Source organism: Sphingobacterium lumbrici (assembly GCF_006476045.1).
Taxonomy (GTDB): Bacteria; Bacteroidota; Bacteroidia; order Sphingobacteriales; family Sphingobacteriaceae; genus Sphingobacterium; species Sphingobacterium lumbrici.
This window is the reverse complement of sequence record NZ_SRZY01000028.1, coordinates 56,232-73,545: the sequence shown is the minus strand read 5'-3', so window position 1 is coordinate 73,545 and position 17,314 is coordinate 56,232. Positions and strand designations below refer to the sequence as shown.

The following is a 17,314-nucleotide window of genomic DNA, read 5'->3' as shown; positions in this document are numbered from 1 at the left end:
TCTTAAACAAATAAAAATGAGCCAAAGAATCCGAATCAAATTGAAATCGTACGATTACAATTTAGTTGACAAGTCAGCTGAGAAAATCGTAAAAACAGTAAAACCTACAGGTGCAGTAGTGAGTGGTCCTATTCCATTGCCTACAGAGAAAAAAATCTACACGGTTTTACGTTCACCACACGTTAACAAAAAAGCACGTGAGCAATTCCAATTGTGCGCGTACAAAAGATTGTTAGATATTTATTCATCTAACTCTAAAACTGTTGACGCATTGATGAAACTTGAATTACCATCTGGTGTTGAAGTTGAAATCAAAGTGTGATAGGATTTCAATCAAAAAAAGTAAGGGGAGCAAAATTTTGCTCCCCTTACTTTTTTAAGGAAATACCCTTAGAATTTGAACGTCAATCCAAATTTAGCAGTATTAAAGAAGTTATCAAATACGTTGATATTTGTATTGAATTCTGTTTCTGATTTAGCACCATCAACATCTACTTTAGAAGAATTGAAAGCTACTACATTTCCAAAAGCAAAACTAACTGCAATATTATTTGTTAAGAAAAAGTTAGCACCTACACCCGCATTGACACCAAAACCTTTAGTGTTGTCAAATTTATCAGTATCTGTACCATTATTTTCCTCACCACCTATTTGGTTGTAACCAGCACCTAACTCAGCATAAGTTTTAAAACGTGAACCAACTTCTAGAAAATAATAACGACCAAAAGCACCTATACCAAAATTATTGTTTTTAGTATACGCATCGTTATCTCCAGAGTAATCAGTTACCTTTTCAGTACCAGCACCCAATTCCAAACCTACAGCGATTTTGTCAGATACAAAATAACCAAACTTAGGGTTAAAGTTGAAACCTGAGAATTTTGCTTCAGCTCCCTTATCATTCGTATTAGAAGAACGAATAAACCCTTCGACAATAAAGTCAGATTTTTGGAAACCAAATTCTTGCGCATTAGACGCAAATGTCAATCCTGCTACAGCAGTTAAAGTAAGTAATAATTTTTTCATATTTTTATTGTTTTAAATTAAACTGATGCAAATCTAAACTTTTCGACTTTACAAGCAAAAAAATCAGATTACATTTTAGTCATTAAATTGTAACAATCACTGGATCTGTATACATAAATCAAAATTTGTCTCGCTAACAAATTCTGTCCATTCGTAAGAGTATGTTTTAAATAATTGATTTAGTTAAGCAACGGAGCATATAGCTCGTAAAATCTTACTTATCAACACAACAAACAAAAAAAGCTCCTCGTTTTCAGAGAAGCTTTTTAGTAGGGTCGAGTTGCGGAAAGTCGAACTTTATGGAAGACTATGAGGCTATTTTGGACGCAAAAGATCTCTTCGACTAAATAACTTATAATAGAGAAATAGATCTTGAACAAGGAATCAATTGATATATTTTTTCGCAAAGTCTATTCCAACATAATACCTGCGATTGCAATATTGAACACGGTTTAATAAAACTAACACATCATAATTTAATAAAAATACAACAACAATATTTACTAAATTTACCACATCAACGTTTGATAACAAAAGCACATCAGTGTTTGATAAACGAATAACGATATGGCAACACCGCGAGAAAGATTTGTAGAAGCCCTAAAGTTTCTACAGCAATTGCAAGAAAAAGGGACAATAGGCATCCATACGGATGACATTCCTAATCGTAAATACCGTGAAATCCTGACCAAGAATGGATTTATCAGGGAAGTCGCCAAGGGTTGGTATATCGCTACCAATCCGGAAGCGAAGGATGGCGAAACCACAGCCTGGTATAGTTCGTATTGGGATTTTATTGCGGTATTCCTAAATCACAGATATGGGGACGACTGGTGCCTCTCAGCCGACCAGTCCTTATTGCTCCATGCGGGCAATCAATCTGTACCGCAGCAGTTACTTATTCGTTCTCCCCACGGAAATAACCATCCAACTGCATTGCCGCACAACACATCTCTTTTCAATCTACGGGGAGAACTACCGCCAGCGGATCAGCTCGTCGTGACCGATAATGGGATACGAATGTACAATCTACAGTCCGCTCTCATTTACAGCGCCGCAACCATCTACACGAGAAATGCTATAGATGCCCGTACTGCGTTGTCATTAATAAGGGACGCATCCGAACTCCTGCCCATACTACTCGAAAACGGTCATACTACACTGGCAGGGCGACTGGCAGGAGCCTTCCGAAATATCAACAGGGGAAGAATTGCCGACCAGATCATAAATACCTTTAAGCAGGCGGATTATGATATCCGCGAAGAAGATCCATTCGAAAATAAAATCGATCTGAAATTACCTGCCCGCGAACGATCCCCATATGCCACCCGTATCCGGTTGATGTGGGAGCAGATGCGAGAAGTGATCATACAGAACTTCCCTACTTCGCCGGGACTACCAGAAAATAAGGAAGCTTTCCTAAAAGAGATCGACGATATCTACGTCACTGATGCCTACCATTCTCTCTCCATAGAGCGCTATCGTGTAACGCCCGAAATGATTGAGAAGGTAAGTTCTGGAAAATGGGATACCAAAGAGAGTGAAGAGGATCGCAAACAGTGCGATGCAATGGCAGCGAGAGGCTATTATCAGGCATTCCAGTCCGTCAAGGAAAGTATAAACGCCATATTGGGCGGAGCAAATGCGGGAACGCAGGTAGACAAAGACCATTCGAAATGGTATCGGCAACTTTTCGATCCGAGCGTGACAGCAGGTTTGTTGAAAGCCGCTGATCTGGCTGGATATCGCAACAATCAGGTTTATATCAGCAACTCCAAGCACGTACCCTTAAATGTTGACGCCATGCGTGATGCGATGCCTGTATTGTTTGAATTGTTGGAAGAAGAAACAGAAGCATCTGTTAGAGCTGTTTTAGGGCATTTCATATTTGTATTCATTCACCCTTACATGGACGGCAACGGAAGGATGGGTCGTTTTTTAATGAATGTCATGCTTGCATCGGGCGGATATAGATGGTCGGTCATTCCGGTGGAAAGACGAGATGAATATATGCAAGCACTCGAACAGGCCAGTGTTGAACAAAACATCGAGCCTTTCACAAAATTTATCGGTTACTTGGTAGAAGAAAGCCTAAAGGGTAAAACGATTGCTGAATTACCAAAAAATAAAAGACCATAGTTAGGATACGAACCTATAGCTGTCTTTGCTGGCTGGTAAAGCTCCTTTTTTCAGACATGGATACTACTGATAAAAAGGTTTCGGATAAACGAGCAATCGCAATATTAGCAAAAAATGGTATCCAAGTGAACGAGGAGGAAGCTGATATTATACTGGATTTTCTCTATCTTGTCGCAAAGAACTACAACAAACCGAACGAGGATCAAGAAGCCGAATCCCTAAGGAGAAATCGAACTTTGTAAAAAAGGCCATAACAATATCAAGGAGTAGGTTTTTCAGACGATACTACACAACGAGCTAAAAATCTTGGCCGCAAATATCGAACTATAAATGACCGGACACTAACAGTTTGGGTTACAGATTTTTATTGGCATAAAAAAGGAGACAACCCATATATGGTGTCTCCTTAAGTAGGTCGAGTTGCGGAAAGTCGAACCTTTTGGATGATTACCAAGCTATATTAGATTCGAAAGATCTTTCGGATTAAACTATAAATGGATTGTCTTAATATTGAGTTGTACCCATATATAGCGTCTGTTTTGTTAAGATTATTTACCCTGTTATAAAAATCCAAGTGACGAAATATTGCTTGGATTTCTTAAACCCCCGAGGAAGTCATGCAGGCATCTTCAAGGAGCGTATATTACATCAAGGCCCCTAAGTTCCAACATTTAAGTCGTCCCGATGTTAATTTAGGGATATACTCATGACTATTTATTTGTCATAACTTTATAAGTCGGGTCATCAATGATATTTACATCGATTACTGCCTCCGCATTTTTCAGCAATAGCCTACAATCTTGACTTAAATAGCGTAAATGGATTTTCTTGCCTTCTTTGTGATACTTACCTGTAATCTTGTTCAATGCTTCAATCGCGGACATATCTACCACTTTACTTTCCTGGAAATCTATGATTACTTCATTTGGGTCATTGGCGACATCAAATTTTTCGATAAACGCTGTAGTCGATCCAAAGAAGAGCGGACCGTATATTTCATAATGTTTTATTCCTTGCTCATCTATGAATTTCCTTGCTCGGATTCGTTTTGCACTTTCCCATGCAAAAACTAAAGCAGAAATAATGACTCCTACCAAGACCGCCAAAGCTAGATTGTGCAGCAACACCGTTATAATCGCTACAAGCATTCCGATAAAAATATCGTGTCGGGGCATTTTATTAATAATCCTGAAACTCACCCACTCAAAAGTTCCGATAGCAACCATCATCATCACACCAACTAAAGCTGCCATTGGTATTTGTTCGATAATGGGGCCTCCAACCAAAATTATTACCAAGATTGTAACAGCTCCTACAATCGCTGAAAGTCTCGTTCGAGCACCTGCACCGATGTTAACCAGAGTTTGCGCCACCATAGCGCATCCGCCCATTCCTCCAAAGAAACCATTAGTGATATTAGCGATACCTTGCGCAGCCGCTTCGCGATTGGACTGCCCTTTGGTATTGGTAATTTCGTCGACCATGTTTAATGTCAACAGACTTTCAATTAATCCTACACCTGCCATAACGAGCGCATAAGGAAAAATGATTTTTAATGTATCCAGATTAAATGGTATTTCAGGTATATGAAATGAAGGAAACGTCCCACTTACAGAAGCAATATCGATTACTTTTTTTGTGTCTATGTTGAAAAAATATACAATACCAAATACGATCAATATAGCTACCAATGACGCGGGAACAGCCTTTGTAATCTTTGGTAAGAGAACAACAATCCCAATGGTTAAGATGGTAAGTGCAACCATTAGGTACAGTGCGGATCCATGCATCCAAGCATCAGTGCCGTACTCTACAACTTTGAATTGTGCAACCTGCGCCATAAAAATAATCACAGCAAGTCCGTTCAGAAAGCCAAACATGACCGGTTGAGGGATCAATCGAACGAATTTTCCAAGTTTAAAAAGACCAACCAATAACTGTAAAATTCCTGCTAAAACTACCGCTGCAAAAAGATATTCGACACCATGGGAGGAGGCCAATGCAATAAGAACGACAACCGTAGCACCGGCACCTCCAGAGACCATTCCCGGTCTTCCGCCCAGAATAGCTGTAACAAGGCCCATTAAGAATGCTGCGTAAAGACCCGTTAAAGGGGACAATCCTGCTAAAATAGCGAAGGATAGAGATTCAGGAATCATCGTCATAGCAACGGTTAAACCTGCTAAAACTTCATTTTTGTAATTGATTTTCTGTTTGAAATCAAATAGGTTCAAAATTTTCTGCATATAAATGTGGAGTTTTAATTGTACAAATTAAGTTGTTTCCCCAGCTCAAAAACACTTGGGTACAACAAAGTGACCAATAAATAGAAATTGGGAAAGATAACAGTTTAGCCTAGAATCAAGGCGGAGTAACTTGGGATGATATTTTTGCTGTTCTTTTCATTGAATACTTCAAATGTACAATTTCAGAGAAAGCTATACAACATAATTATTAATAAAATGCTTTGGCCGAGCAAGCAATTCTAGAGTTGGCACAAAATGACAACTATGTTGAAGATTCCCGAGCTGTCGCTATATTAGATTTTCTGTATCTTACAACAGAAAATTACGACAAACCTGAGAAACATCAAGATACCGAATTTCTATGGAGAATTCAAACTTTAAAAAAATGACTCCTTAAGTAGGCCCATTTGCGGAAAGCCTAACCCCGCAGAGGGTTATGAAGCGATATTATCCGCAAAGGACCTTGTCTGGATATACCATTTAAACTGTCCCCCCTTCACCACTTCAAAGTGTCCCCTCAGAGTTGAGGTTTGAAAAGAACAAAAAGTTGTTGTGCAGATCGGTTCCTTAGACGGATATTTTTTGTCCGGTTTAACAACTATTATTTCTACAAAAATACATTTTCTGGATTAGTTTTTTTTCTCCTTAGTGATTCTCCAAACAATTCGACCCTTACTGAGTGGTGGACAATTCGGTCAAGGACTGCGTGATCTATACACGGGTGAGCAGTCAACAGCAGGCTGACAATTTAAGCCTTGCCACCCAATTAAAAGCCTGTACGCTCTATGCCGAAAGGATGCAATACAACATCGCCGCCACTTTTGGAGGAACCTACGAAAGCGCCGAAACCAACGAGCGGAAGCAATTCACTGCTATGATCTCTTTTGTGAAAAGGTTCAAAGGCAAAATTTCATATATCCTTGTATACAGTCTTGAACGTTTTTCGCGTAACGACAACTCCATTTGGCTTACCAATGAGCTTAGGAAACTTGGAATTGAAATCATATCAGTAACGCAGCCAATCGATACATCTAATGCCTCTGGACAAATGCAACAGAAAATGCTTTTTCTTTTTGGCGAATTTGACAATCAGCTACGCAGACAGAAATGTATGGCCGGTATCAAGGAAATGCTTTTGCGAGGAGACTGGCCAACACAGCCACCGATGGGTTTCAATGCTGTCCGTCAAAATGGCAAGCGAAAAATTGTAATCAATTCTAAAGGCAGGTTATTGCGACAGGCGTTCCATTGGAAAGCTTTTGACAACTTGTCAATTGAAGAGATAAAAAAAAGACTAAATGAAAAAGGTTTAAAAGTATGCCATCAGCATCTATCCTCGATATTCCGCAATCCTTTTTATTGTGGTATGATGGCACACAACATGCTGGAGGGAAAAGTTGTAGAGGGCAACCAAGAGCAGATGATTTCCAAAGAAGTCTTCCTTAAGGTAAACGGACTGCTAAAAGAAAATGCACAGGGATACCGGATCATTGAGGAAAACTCAGAAATCCCATTGAAACGCTTCATGGCCTGCGATCATTGTGGAAAGCCGATGCGGGGCTATATTGTAAAGAAAAAAAATCTATACTATTACAAATGCAATACAAAAGCATGCAACAACAACAAGAGTGCAAACGCCTTAAATAGCCTATTCGAAAAACTGCTTCACACATTTAAGGTCGATAAAGCCAAAGATATGGTTAAAGCGATCACCAAGCAGGCTGTTGCTACATTCAACCAATTGACAGCTGGAGATCAGGACGAATACAGGAACCTACAGGATCAACATGCAGAGATAATAAAGAAAATCGACAGGCTGGAAGAACGCTACGTTGAAGAAGAAATAGGTGGAGAATTGTACAACAAGTACCGTGACAAGTACAATGAAGAAAAGGCTGAAATCGAGAAGAATCTCATGAAACTCTCCAAACAGGTGTCGAACCTTGATGAGAGTGTGGGTTTTGCTATCAAAATCGCCTTTTAATTACCTTTAAAGTGGGTTTCCGCAGACTATAACACCAAGAAACGGATACAGTTTTTACTCTTCCCCGAGGGCATTACATACAGCAAGAAAACAGATAAATGTCGAACCCCAAGAATAAATAAGTTCTTTGCATATATAGCTTATTTTCAACAAGTTATAAGTAATGAAAAAAGAGGCATACCAGAATTAGAACTGGATTTTGCCTCTTTCGCAACTTTGGTAGCGGGGAGCAGGATCGAACTGCCGACCTCAGGGTTATGAATCCTGCGCTCTAACCATCTGAGCTACCCCGCCGTTTTCGGTATGCAAATATAGTAATAAGGAATCATTTTCAAAGTAATTTTTTTTAGAATTTATTCTAAAAATAGCCTTCAAATGAACCCTAGGCTACAAATTACTAAAAATGAAGGCCATAGATGTGAAAAACATCACTATTGTGAATAAAAAAATATATAGAGGCTTTACAATAACACAATAAATATGTATTATTACAAAAGTACAACATCAGTTAATTATAAACTTTTATCGATTATAAATACATACTTAGATATGGCAGAAAAAACGAAAATATCCTTAGAATACATTATAAACTCATCACCCCGCATTCTGTATCCATATTTGGTAGAGCCCAACGAACTGGCGCAGTGGTTTGCTGACGACGTGAATTACCATGACGGTGTTTACGAGTTTATTTGGGATGGTGAATCATTTAAAGCACGTGTCGCTACTTCTAAAGAAAATAAATCAGTTAAATTTAAATGGATTGACGATGAACCAAACTTTTTCGAAATGGAGATTATCCAAGATGAACTAACTAATGATGTAGCTTTAGCTATCACGGATTACGCAAAAGATGAAAATGTCGAAGACCGTAAAAAAATATGGGATAATTCGATAAGCTATTTACAAAGCGTAATTGGTGCCTAAAAAATCTTATCTTTGTTGCGTATTATCATACCTCTCGTTTTTGACGTTATAGGAATGGATTCTCGCTGATATGAAGAAGGTTCACTTATTAATTTTACAAGCATTTATAAAGCCCTTTTTAGTCACATTCTGTATTGTGATGTTTGTGCTTTTAATGCTTTTTCTATTTAAATACATTGACGATTTAATCGGCAAGGGATTTGAATGGTATGTAATTTTAGAACTTATAGGTTATCAATGCGCTGTCCAGTTGTCGATGGCATTACCTCTGTCTATGCTTTTATCGTCTATTATGACGTTTGGAAATCTCGGAGAAAGCTACGAATTGGTGGCTATAAAAGCAGCAGGTGTATCATTACGTAAAGCAATGACCCCCCTCTTTGTCTTAGTAGGATTATTTAGTATCTCTTCGTTCCTTTTTTCCGACTATATCCTTCCCATCGTCAATTTAAAAATGGGTTCTCTGTTATATGACGTGCGTCAGAAGCAAGCAGACTTTCTAATTAAACCCGGGGTATTTAACAATACTATCCCAGGGTATGCCATACGTGCTAAAAGTAAGAGTGAAGATGGAAAAACATTATACGATCTTACTATTTACAACCATCAAAGTGGAAATGCATCCAGCAACGTCATGATAGCCAAAGAAGGATTTATATACAATTCGCGTGACCAAAAATACATGATTATCAAATTGATAGACGGGGTACGCTATGAAGATGCTAGGGCAAAAAATGCCAAACGATATGACCCACGTCAACAATTTACTCGTTTTTATTTTAAGGAAACCGAACAAAAATTTGACATGGAAGCCTTTAATTTTAAACGTACCGATGAAAGTCTTTTCAAATCCCATCATCAAATGATGAATCTCCGTCAATTAAAACTTAAAACGGATTCAAACAAAATGGAGATAGATAGTATGCATAACTCGCTGGTCAGCGAATACATTCACTACATTTATTATAATACCCCCTATTATAGACCAGCTGATATCGAAGTAGCACAAGTGGATTTTAACGGCAATATTTTGACGTACACCTCAGAAGAAACAAAGCGAAATATCATTAACAACGCCATAGGTCAAGTGCAACAGATCACAGATATCAATATGAACAAATTATCCGACTTCAAAATATTAAAAGATAAAGATGTCCGGTACAAAATTGAATATCACCGTAAGTTTACACTCGCTGTTTCCTGTTTACTATTATTTGCAATTGGTGCCCCGCTTGGTGCTATTATTCGTAAAGGCGGATTAGGTGCTCCAGTAGTTATGGCTATAATTTTCTTTTTGATATACCATATCATTGCTACAGTAGCTGAAAAATCGGCGAGAGACGGAGGAATAGACCCGTTTTGGGGTATGTGGATGGCCATAGTTGTATTGAGCCCCTTAGCTGCTTTCTTGACCTACAAATCTACGACAGACTCCGCTTTGTTTGATGTAGATCAATATAAAATAAAGGCCCTATCTTTTTTAAATTGGATAAAAGAGCGATTTTTATCCTTAAAACAGCGCTTTTGACCTTTTATGACTTCTTAATTATAGAAAAAATTAAAAACTAATTTACTTTTGTAAAAGAATAAAATACAGATATCAATGGATATTAGATTGAATACGATTGAGGAAGCGATAGAAGATATCAAAGCCGGTAAAGTGATTATTGTAGTTGACGATGAAGACCGCGAAAATGAAGGTGATTTTGTTACCGCAGCGCGAAATGCGACACCGGAAGTCGTCAATTTTATGGCAACTCATGGTAGAGGGTTAGTATGTGCCCCATTAACAGAACAACGCTGTAGGGACCTTAATTTGTCCCCTATGGTAGGACAAAACACAGCTGTTTATGAAACCAATTTTACCGTATCTGTAGATTTACAGGGATATGGATGTACCACGGGTATATCTGCCTCTGATCGTTCCAAAACGATTAAAGCATTGATTGACCCCAATATTGATCCCGTGGAATTAGGCCGCCCGGGACATATTTTCCCTCTAATTGCAAAAGACGGCGGTGTATTAAGACGTACGGGGCATACCGAGGCTTCTGTAGATTTAGCCCGTCTGGCTGGTTTTGAACCGGCAGGAGTATTGGTTGAAATATTAAAAGATGATGGTGAAATGGCTCGCCTTCCCGATTTAATGGAAGTTGCAAAACGTTTTAATCTCAAAATAATAAGCATCGAAGACCTCATCGAATATCGTTTAAAGCATGATTCTTTAATCCACGAAGAAGTGAATGTCAAAATGCCTACAGAATGGGGAGAGTTTCACTTAAAAGCTTTTACCCAAAAAAATACGGGAGAGCAACACATCGCGTTGTATAAAGGCGAATGGAAAGAAGATGAACCTATATTGGTACGTGTACATAGTTCTTGTTTAACTGGTGATATATTTGGATCTTGTCGTTGCGACTGTGGACCACAGCTGCACAAATCGATGGAGATGATTCAGCAAGAAGGCAAAGGTGTGATTGTCTACATGAACCAGGAAGGACGTGGCATCGGGCTTATCAACAAACTACATGCCTATAAACTGCAAGAAGAAGGAGTAGATACAGTAGATGCCAACCTCCAATTAGGCTTCAAAGCCGACCTTAGGGATTACGGAATTGGCGCGCAGATACTCCGTTACATGAAGGTCAGCAAAATGCGCCTCATGTCTAACAATCCTACAAAACGTGCCGGATTAATCGGCTACGGATTGGAAATTGTAGAAAGCGTTCCAATTGAAATTGAGCCTAATTCTTTCAACGAAACTTATCTAAAAACCAAAAGAGACCGTATGGGTCACACCATATTAAAAAATATATAGAAGTAAAAAGAGGATGAATCATATCCTCTTTTTACTTTATGAAAATACTCGTTTGATTTTCCTGTTTTCAAAAATAAAAAGTTATGAAAAACACATTACTTATTGAAAAAGCATATATAAATGGGAAATTTATCACTGCTACACATAAGTTTGATGTTATTAATCCATCGACCAATAAATTAGTTGGCCAACTTCCAAATTTGTCCGCTGCTGATTGCCGAACAGCCATACATGCCGCAGATCAGGCATGGAAAAGCTGGAGAAAAACGTCAATTGGCGATCGGACGGCAATCGTAAGAAAGCTATATGAAGCGATACGAGCAAATAAAAATGAGCTTGCAGAGATTATGACACTAGAAAGCGGAAAACCACTAAATGAATCTCTAGGCGAAGTAGATTACGGCAACTCCTTTGTCGAGTGGTTTGCTGAAGAAGGAAAAAGATCGTATGGGGAAACCATACCTTCATTGAAAAACGGATTACGCTTGAGTACCATCAAACAGGGGGTTGGCGTGGTCGCAGCGATAACACCGTGGAACTTCCCATTAGCGATGATTACCAGAAAAGTTGCACCGGCGCTCGTGGCTGGATGCACTATCGTACTAAAGCCGGCATCACAGACACCCTTTACCGCTATTGCACTTGCAAAACTAGCAGCCGATGCTGGCGTACCAGATGGTGTTTTCAACATTATTACATCAAAAAACAGTAGTGACATAGGAAAAGAATTGGCTACGAATCCACTGGTAAGAAAAATAACATTTACAGGATCTACCAAAGTCGGTCAGACATTGATGGAACAAGCAGCAAGCACTATTAAAAGGGTTTCTTTTGAGCTGGGCGGCAATGCTCCTTTTATCGTATTTGATGATGCCGATATTGACCACGCAGTAAAAGGCGCTATCGCCGGTAAATTTAGAAATGCCGGACAGACCTGTGTCTCCGTTAATCGATTCTATGTTCAGGATACAGTTTACGAAACCTTCGCTAATAAACTAGCATCTGCAGTATCAAACCTCAAGGTGGGCAATGGGCTGGACAAGGAGGTGCAGGTTGGTCCTTTAATCAATAGAAAAGGATTGGATAAAGTGAAAGAACACGTAGAAGACGCTCTACAAAAGGGTGCCAAAGTATTAACCGGAGGCAAACAGATCGGGGGCAATTTCTTCGAACCCACAGTACTTTCTGAAGTAGCACATCATAGCTTAATAGCCGATGAAGAAACATTCGGCCCTATATGCGCACTTTTCAGATTCAAGACAGAAGAGGAAGCCGTCAGATTAGCAAATGACACCCCTTTTGGATTAGCAGCTTATTTCTACAGTGATAATATTCACCGCTGTCACCGTGTAGCAGAACAGATTGAAGCCGGCATGATTGGAATTAATGTAGGTCTCATTTCCAACGCTAGTGCACCATTTGGAGGAATTAAGCAGTCTGGAATAGGTCGCGAAGGGGCTAAGTATGGGCTAGATGAGTATTTAGAGATAAAGTATTTATGTTTTGGAGAACTAACCACCCAACACTAAATAATTAGGCGAAAAATTTAGTCTACTTTCTCCCCTTTGTTTTTCCGATATATTTTATAGGCTTTCACCAACAGCATCAATACGATCGTCAACCCTAATAGCCCCAGTACACCAAAAATCCAATTCAACGCCGATTTTAAGACGACAACGAAAACAATCGCAAAGAGAAGTATGGTAGAAACTTCATTCCACATTCTCAACTTAGCCGAAGTCCAGATCGAGCGTTCGTCCCGCAATTGAAACATGATGTGCTGGGTTTTAAAATGATAAAACACCATCCCACCGACAAACAACAATTTCATTTGCATCCAACCCATCGACAATAGCCCCGGATTAATGTACAGCATCAATAAAGCCGACACCACTGTAATATACATAGACGGCGTAGTAATCACCCACCACAGTCTATTTTCCATTATGCTAAATTGCTTATGCAGGACCTGATATTCACTACCCGGTCGGTCTTTTGCTTCTGTATGATAGACGAATAGCCTGGGCATATAAAACAATCCTGCCATCCAACAGATGACGAAAATAATATGTATGGCCTTGGCATAGAGATAAAGCATTGCTAAAAGTAAAAATTAAAAACTAAAAAGGAACAAGAAAATTCATCCTTGTTCCTTAAATCCTTCCTTGTTATATTATATGTTAGTATCTGAACTCTTTAACCACCTCTATCGCATATTTTACGTTATCAAATGGAATATCCGGCATGATACCATGCCCCAAATTGAATATAAACCCATTTTCGCCACGCATGCGTTCAAAAAGTTGCAATATTTTATCCTTAATCACCTTTTTTTCTGCATACAATACAAACGGATCCAAATTACCCTGTACAGCTATTCCTTCAGGGAGTGCCTTTTTGATGTTTTTCAAGTCGGCATTCCAATCTACCGAAATCACATCCGGATTAGCTTCCGCCATGATAGGTGCAAAGACAGAAGAACCTTTACAAAATGATATGACAGGAACGGTTCTGTTAATTTTAGAAAGGATGTATTTGTTATACTGATGTGAAAATTCCTGATAATCATTCCATGAAAGAGCAAGCGCCCAACTGTCAAATAATTGAACGGCGTTTACACCGGCCGTTATTTGCATATTCAGATAGTCGACAGTCACATCAGCAATTTTTTGCAGAATTTTATGTGCTAACTGAGGTTCATTGTTTAGTAACAGTTTCGTCAGCTTAAAATCTTTGGACGAACCACCTTCTACCAGATAGCTCAAGATCGTAAACGGTGCACCTGCAAAACCGATCAGCGGAATAGTCCCATTGAGACGTTGCTGAATCACTTTGATGGCATCTGCAACATATTGTAACTTATCCAAACAATCCGTAGACAATCTTTCAACGTCTGCAGCAGATCGAACAGGATTAGAAAAACGCGGGCCTATACCTTGTTCGAAAGATAGGTCTCCACCCATTGCTTCAGCGGTTACTAAGATGTCTGAAAAAAGAATGGCAGCATCAATACCCAAAAGATCAACAGGCAACATCGTTACATCTGCCGCAATTTCGGGTGTCTTACACATTTCTAAGAACGAATACTTGTTCTTAATTTCCCAATATTCCGGCATGAATCTTCCCGCCTGACGCATCATCCATACAGGAGGTCGCTCTGTTTGCTGCGATAAAGCAGCCCTAATTAACAAATCGTTTTGTAAAGTTGTACTCACTAACTATGTTTATTTATTTCGTTTCTAATTTTATCCACTATACCTTTCTGACGGGTGGTCAATGTCAATTTATCCGTTAAGTCCAAATATGTATTCACCCGTTCATATTCTTTTTTATGTAAATTGATATTAGCCAGGTTGATTAATACCATTCCTTTCTCGTTATCCTTACGCCAGGGCAATCGGGATGCGAGTTGAAAATGATATTCTGCATCATCAATACGCCCCTCGTGCATCGCAATATTACCCAACATAAATTCGTAAAAATTTCGGCGGCCTTTACGTAAATGATCCGGATTTTTTATTTCCTCCAACAGTCGCTTGGTCTTTTCATAATCTTGTCTGTGGAAAGCTTGCGTAGCCAAGAAAACAGTACCGTCTCGATATTGTGTCCAGATGACAAAGCCAATAAAACCGCATAGATATATACAAAGGTAATAATGCCCGGACACCACAACATACGCCAGTAAGATTACGGCTATCGCAATCAGTATAAAACGAAACCTTGTATTCATCTTATTGCTGAGACTGTCCTTCTGGATTATCCGTAAATTTATAACCTACACCGCGAATAGAATGAAAATATATGGGATGCTTTTGATCGGGCTCAAAATATTTACGAAAAGTAAGAATAAAGTTATCTATCGTACGTGTCGACGGATACACATCATAGTTCCATACAGTTTCTAAAATTTGTTCCCGGGATACCGCTTCATTACGTCGCTCAATTAACAACTTCAGCAACATGGTCTCTTTCTTCGTCAACGAAGTAATACCACCATCTGCCTGATGCAATTCATACGAGTTAAAATAGATCGTTTTATCTCCAATTGCATAGGAATTCAATTCTTTGAGATCATCACCTTTCATACCTCTGCGCACCAAGTTCCCTACACGTAAGATGAGTTCTTCCAGATTAAACGGTTTTACAAGATAATCATCAGCCCCTTTTTTCAAACCGGTAATACGATCCTCACTACTGTTCTTCGCCGTTAAAAACATAATAGGAACTTCCGTATTCTGAAGACGAATAGTTTCCGCAACTTGAAATCCATCAATTTCAGGAATCATCACATCTAGAATAACGAGGTTGAAACGTTCTTCCTTAAAGACCTTAAGTGCCTTCTTTCCATCGGTAGCAGTCGTAACACGATAACCTTCCAATTCGAGATTTAACTTGATAGCCTCCAGCAAGTGCTCTTCATCTTCGACTAATAATATTCTTTGCTTACTTTGCATAATTGTAAAATGTTACTTCAAAAATGCTTCCTGAAGGATGATTATCTTTGACCTTAATGGACGCATTATGTTTTTGCAATACTGTTTTCACTATGTATAACCCTAAACCAGTACCTTTAGTTTTACGTGTCGATTCATTACCAACACGATAAAATTTATTAAATATAAGCTTTTTCTCTTCATCAGAGACACCTATTCCGTGATCCGATACAGAAAAGATCAACGAATTTTCTGTCGGAAATAAGTTAACTTCAATATGGGCACATGGTGGCGAATATTTGATGGCATTTTCGATTAGGTTAGTAACCACATTTGTTATCGCAAACTTATCGGCATACAAGATGACATCTTGTTCGACATGCGGCTTGATAATCTCTGTTTTACACGCATTCTTCTGTAACCTGTCCACCACATCTGCCACGAGTTCGGACATATTAAAATCTTCTTTGGGAAAAGAAAAGCTCCTGCTTTCCAATTTCGTAGCCAACAATACATTCTCTACCAGATAATCCAGTCGTTCAATATCTTTGAGCGAATTGGAAAGAAACATCCGTTGCTGTTCTCGATCTAAATCCCGCTTCTGTATCGTCTGCAAATACAATTTAACAGATGCCAGAGGTGATTTCAATTCATGTGTCACCGCTAATAAAAAATTTTGCTGCTGCTGATGCGTTCTATATTCCTCTTTAAACTGCCTTTTTAAGCGCAAAGCTCCCCAGATGAAAATAAACATAAAGATCATCCCTTCTCCAAAAATCATCCCCTTGCGTTCAGGCTCAAAATTAATCAACATATACCCCCACCATATTAGCTGGGCAGACGCGTAAAAAACAAGAAAATAAAATAAAAACAACGCCTTTTTCATCCTGATTATCAACATAGACAAAAATACTTAAATACCATCTCATTCTAAAATAGCTCGCATTTTATGACACTAATAAGAAAATCATCTTCACATTTAAAGCAATTACTTAAGTTTGTATATGTTTAAAGCAAAAAAAGATATCTTCTTTGATTTAGATCATACCATTTGGGATTTTGACAAGAATGCGAAGGAAACGTTGCACGATTTATATTTTAAATACCAATTCCCAAATCTGTTCAATCAGCAAAATCCGGATTTTTTTATTGAAATATATACGGAGAATAACCACAGGCTATGGGCATTGTATCACCATGGTAAAATTGATAAATCTACTTTACGCAAATCACGTTTCGCAGATACTTTTTCCCAATTGGGAGTAGCACCCGAGTTGTTCCCTAAGGATTTTGAAAATGAATACCTGGAAATATGTCCGACGAAAACCAACCTATTTCCCCACGCACACGAAACCTTAACGTATTTGCAAAGCAAATACAACTTACACCTTATATCCAATGGATTTAAAGAAGCCTGCGAGAAAAAGCTGGTGCACAGCAAACTAAGCTCCTATTTTAAAACTATAGTTATTTCGGAAATCTTCGGAATCAATAAGCCAGATCCGCGCATTTTCGAATATGCCATCAGCAATGGCCAAACACGAAAAGAAGATGCTATTATGATTGGAGACAGTCTTGATGCCGATGTAAGGGGAGCACTTAATTACGGAATGGATGCCATTTTCTTTAACCCTGTCCGTGCTAACAAACCGGATGACATCCCATTGATGGTACATAGTCTTAAAGAATTGCAGACAATTTTTTAAAAAGTCTGCAATTCTTTCCATGAATGAGGAAGATA

17 protein-coding genes and 1 tRNA gene are annotated in these 17,314 nt (G+C 38.7%); 9 read left to right on the top strand and 9 right to left on the bottom strand.

Translation table 11 applies throughout. The features are described 5' to 3' along the window. The first annotated feature begins 16 nt into the window (after positions 1-16). Positions 17-322, top strand: coding sequence for a 30S ribosomal protein S10 (rpsJ, locus tag E4F24_RS09965; RefSeq protein ID WP_002993539.1), 306 nt, complete (start codon positions 17-19; stop codon positions 320-322). Positions 323-390: 68 nt separating this feature from the next. Here rpsJ and E4F24_RS09960 read toward each other — a convergent pair whose 3' ends face one another. Continuing rightward, positions 391-1,026, bottom strand: coding sequence for an outer membrane beta-barrel protein (locus E4F24_RS09960; RefSeq protein ID WP_140938552.1), 636 nt, complete (start codon positions 1,024-1,026; stop codon positions 391-393). A gap of 567 nt (positions 1,027-1,593) precedes the next feature. On the opposite strand from E4F24_RS09960, the gene E4F24_RS09955 reads away from it, so the two are divergent. Both E4F24_RS09955 and E4F24_RS09950 read left to right on the top strand, forming a co-directional pair. After that, on the top strand, positions 1,594-3,165 hold the full coding sequence (locus tag E4F24_RS09955) for a Fic family protein (protein WP_140938551.1): 1,572 nt from the start codon (positions 1,594-1,596) through the stop codon (positions 3,163-3,165). A 56-nt stretch (positions 3,166-3,221) separates the two neighbouring features. Then, positions 3,222-3,407, top strand: a complete 186-nt coding sequence (locus E4F24_RS09950; RefSeq protein ID WP_140938550.1) for a PTS sugar transporter subunit IIBC — start codon at positions 3,222-3,224, stop codon at positions 3,405-3,407. A 468-nt stretch (positions 3,408-3,875) separates the two neighbouring features. On the opposite strand, the gene E4F24_RS09945 is transcribed toward E4F24_RS09950, so the two are convergent. After that, positions 3,876-5,411: a SulP family inorganic anion transporter gene (locus E4F24_RS09945; RefSeq protein ID WP_140938549.1), complete on the bottom strand. Its 1,536-nt coding sequence runs from the start codon at positions 5,409-5,411 to the stop codon at positions 3,876-3,878. A 607-nt stretch (positions 5,412-6,018) separates the two neighbouring features. Then, positions 6,019-6,144, bottom strand: coding sequence for an ATP-binding protein (locus E4F24_RS14145; RefSeq protein WP_394344460.1), 126 nt, complete (start codon positions 6,142-6,144; stop codon positions 6,019-6,021). Between E4F24_RS14145 and E4F24_RS09935 the strand changes: the two genes are divergently transcribed. Continuing rightward, positions 6,091-7,395 carry a recombinase family protein gene (locus tag E4F24_RS09935; protein WP_140938548.1) on the top strand — a complete coding sequence of 435 codons (1,305 nt, stop codon included), beginning with the start codon at positions 6,091-6,093 and terminating at the stop codon, positions 7,393-7,395. The two genes, E4F24_RS14145 and E4F24_RS09935, sit on opposite strands and share 54 nt — an antisense overlap. A gap of 217 nt (positions 7,396-7,612) precedes the next feature. On the opposite strand, the gene E4F24_RS09930 is transcribed toward E4F24_RS09935, so the two are convergent. After that, positions 7,613-7,689, bottom strand: a tRNA-Met gene (locus E4F24_RS09930). 255 nt (positions 7,690-7,944) lie between these two features. On the opposite strand from E4F24_RS09930, the gene E4F24_RS09925 reads away from it, so the two are divergent. The 4 genes from E4F24_RS09925 (at position 7,945) to E4F24_RS09910 (ending at position 12,669) form a co-directional block, all read left to right on the top strand. After that, positions 7,945-8,322, top strand: a complete 378-nt coding sequence (locus tag E4F24_RS09925; protein WP_140938547.1) for an START-like domain-containing protein — start codon at positions 7,945-7,947, stop codon at positions 8,320-8,322. Between the two features lie 70 nt (positions 8,323-8,392). After that, positions 8,393-9,850 (top strand): LptF/LptG family permease, encoded by a 1,458-nt coding sequence (locus E4F24_RS09920; RefSeq protein WP_140938546.1) that lies wholly within the window; start codon positions 8,393-8,395, stop codon positions 9,848-9,850. 75 nt (positions 9,851-9,925) lie between these two features. Continuing rightward, entirely contained in the window at positions 9,926-11,140 is a 1,215-nt protein-coding gene (locus tag E4F24_RS09915; protein ID WP_140938545.1) for a bifunctional 3,4-dihydroxy-2-butanone-4-phosphate synthase/GTP cyclohydrolase II, read from the top strand. A gap of 83 nt (positions 11,141-11,223) precedes the next feature. After that, the gene (locus E4F24_RS09910) at positions 11,224-12,669 is read left to right on the top strand and encodes an NAD-dependent succinate-semialdehyde dehydrogenase (RefSeq protein ID WP_140938544.1); all 1,446 of its coding nucleotides are present in this window, start codon (positions 11,224-11,226) and stop codon (positions 12,667-12,669) included. A gap of 17 nt (positions 12,670-12,686) precedes the next feature. Here the strand turns inward: E4F24_RS09910 and E4F24_RS09905 are convergent, their stop codons facing one another. The 5 genes from E4F24_RS09905 to E4F24_RS09885 form a co-directional block, all read right to left on the bottom strand. Next, complete coding sequence (locus E4F24_RS09905; RefSeq protein ID WP_140938543.1) at positions 12,687-13,238, bottom strand: CopD family protein; 552 nt, start codon at positions 13,236-13,238, stop codon at positions 12,687-12,689. A gap of 82 nt (positions 13,239-13,320) precedes the next feature. Continuing rightward, positions 13,321-14,355 carry a uroporphyrinogen decarboxylase gene (hemE, locus tag E4F24_RS09900; protein WP_140938542.1) on the bottom strand — a complete coding sequence of 345 codons (1,035 nt, stop codon included), beginning with the start codon at positions 14,353-14,355 and terminating at the stop codon, positions 13,321-13,323. Further along, positions 14,355-14,870, bottom strand: coding sequence for a hypothetical protein (locus tag E4F24_RS09895; protein ID WP_140938541.1), 516 nt, complete (start codon positions 14,868-14,870; stop codon positions 14,355-14,357). The genes hemE and E4F24_RS09895 overlap by 1 nt, the downstream gene beginning before the upstream one ends. A gap of 1 nt (position 14,871) precedes the next feature. Beyond that, a complete protein-coding gene (locus E4F24_RS09890; protein ID WP_140938540.1) occupies positions 14,872-15,594 on the bottom strand; it encodes a response regulator transcription factor in 723 nt (240 codons plus the stop codon). Beyond that, positions 15,584-16,459: a sensor histidine kinase gene (locus tag E4F24_RS09885; RefSeq protein ID WP_140938726.1), complete on the bottom strand. Its 876-nt coding sequence runs from the start codon at positions 16,457-16,459 to the stop codon at positions 15,584-15,586. The genes E4F24_RS09890 and E4F24_RS09885 overlap by 11 nt, the downstream gene beginning before the upstream one ends. A 118-nt stretch (positions 16,460-16,577) precedes the next feature. Between E4F24_RS09885 and E4F24_RS09880 the strand changes: the two genes are divergently transcribed. Beyond that, positions 16,578-17,279 carry a YjjG family noncanonical pyrimidine nucleotidase gene (locus tag E4F24_RS09880; RefSeq protein ID WP_140938539.1) on the top strand — a complete coding sequence of 234 codons (702 nt, stop codon included), beginning with the start codon at positions 16,578-16,580 and terminating at the stop codon, positions 17,277-17,279. The last annotated feature ends 35 nt before the right edge of the window (positions 17,280-17,314 follow it).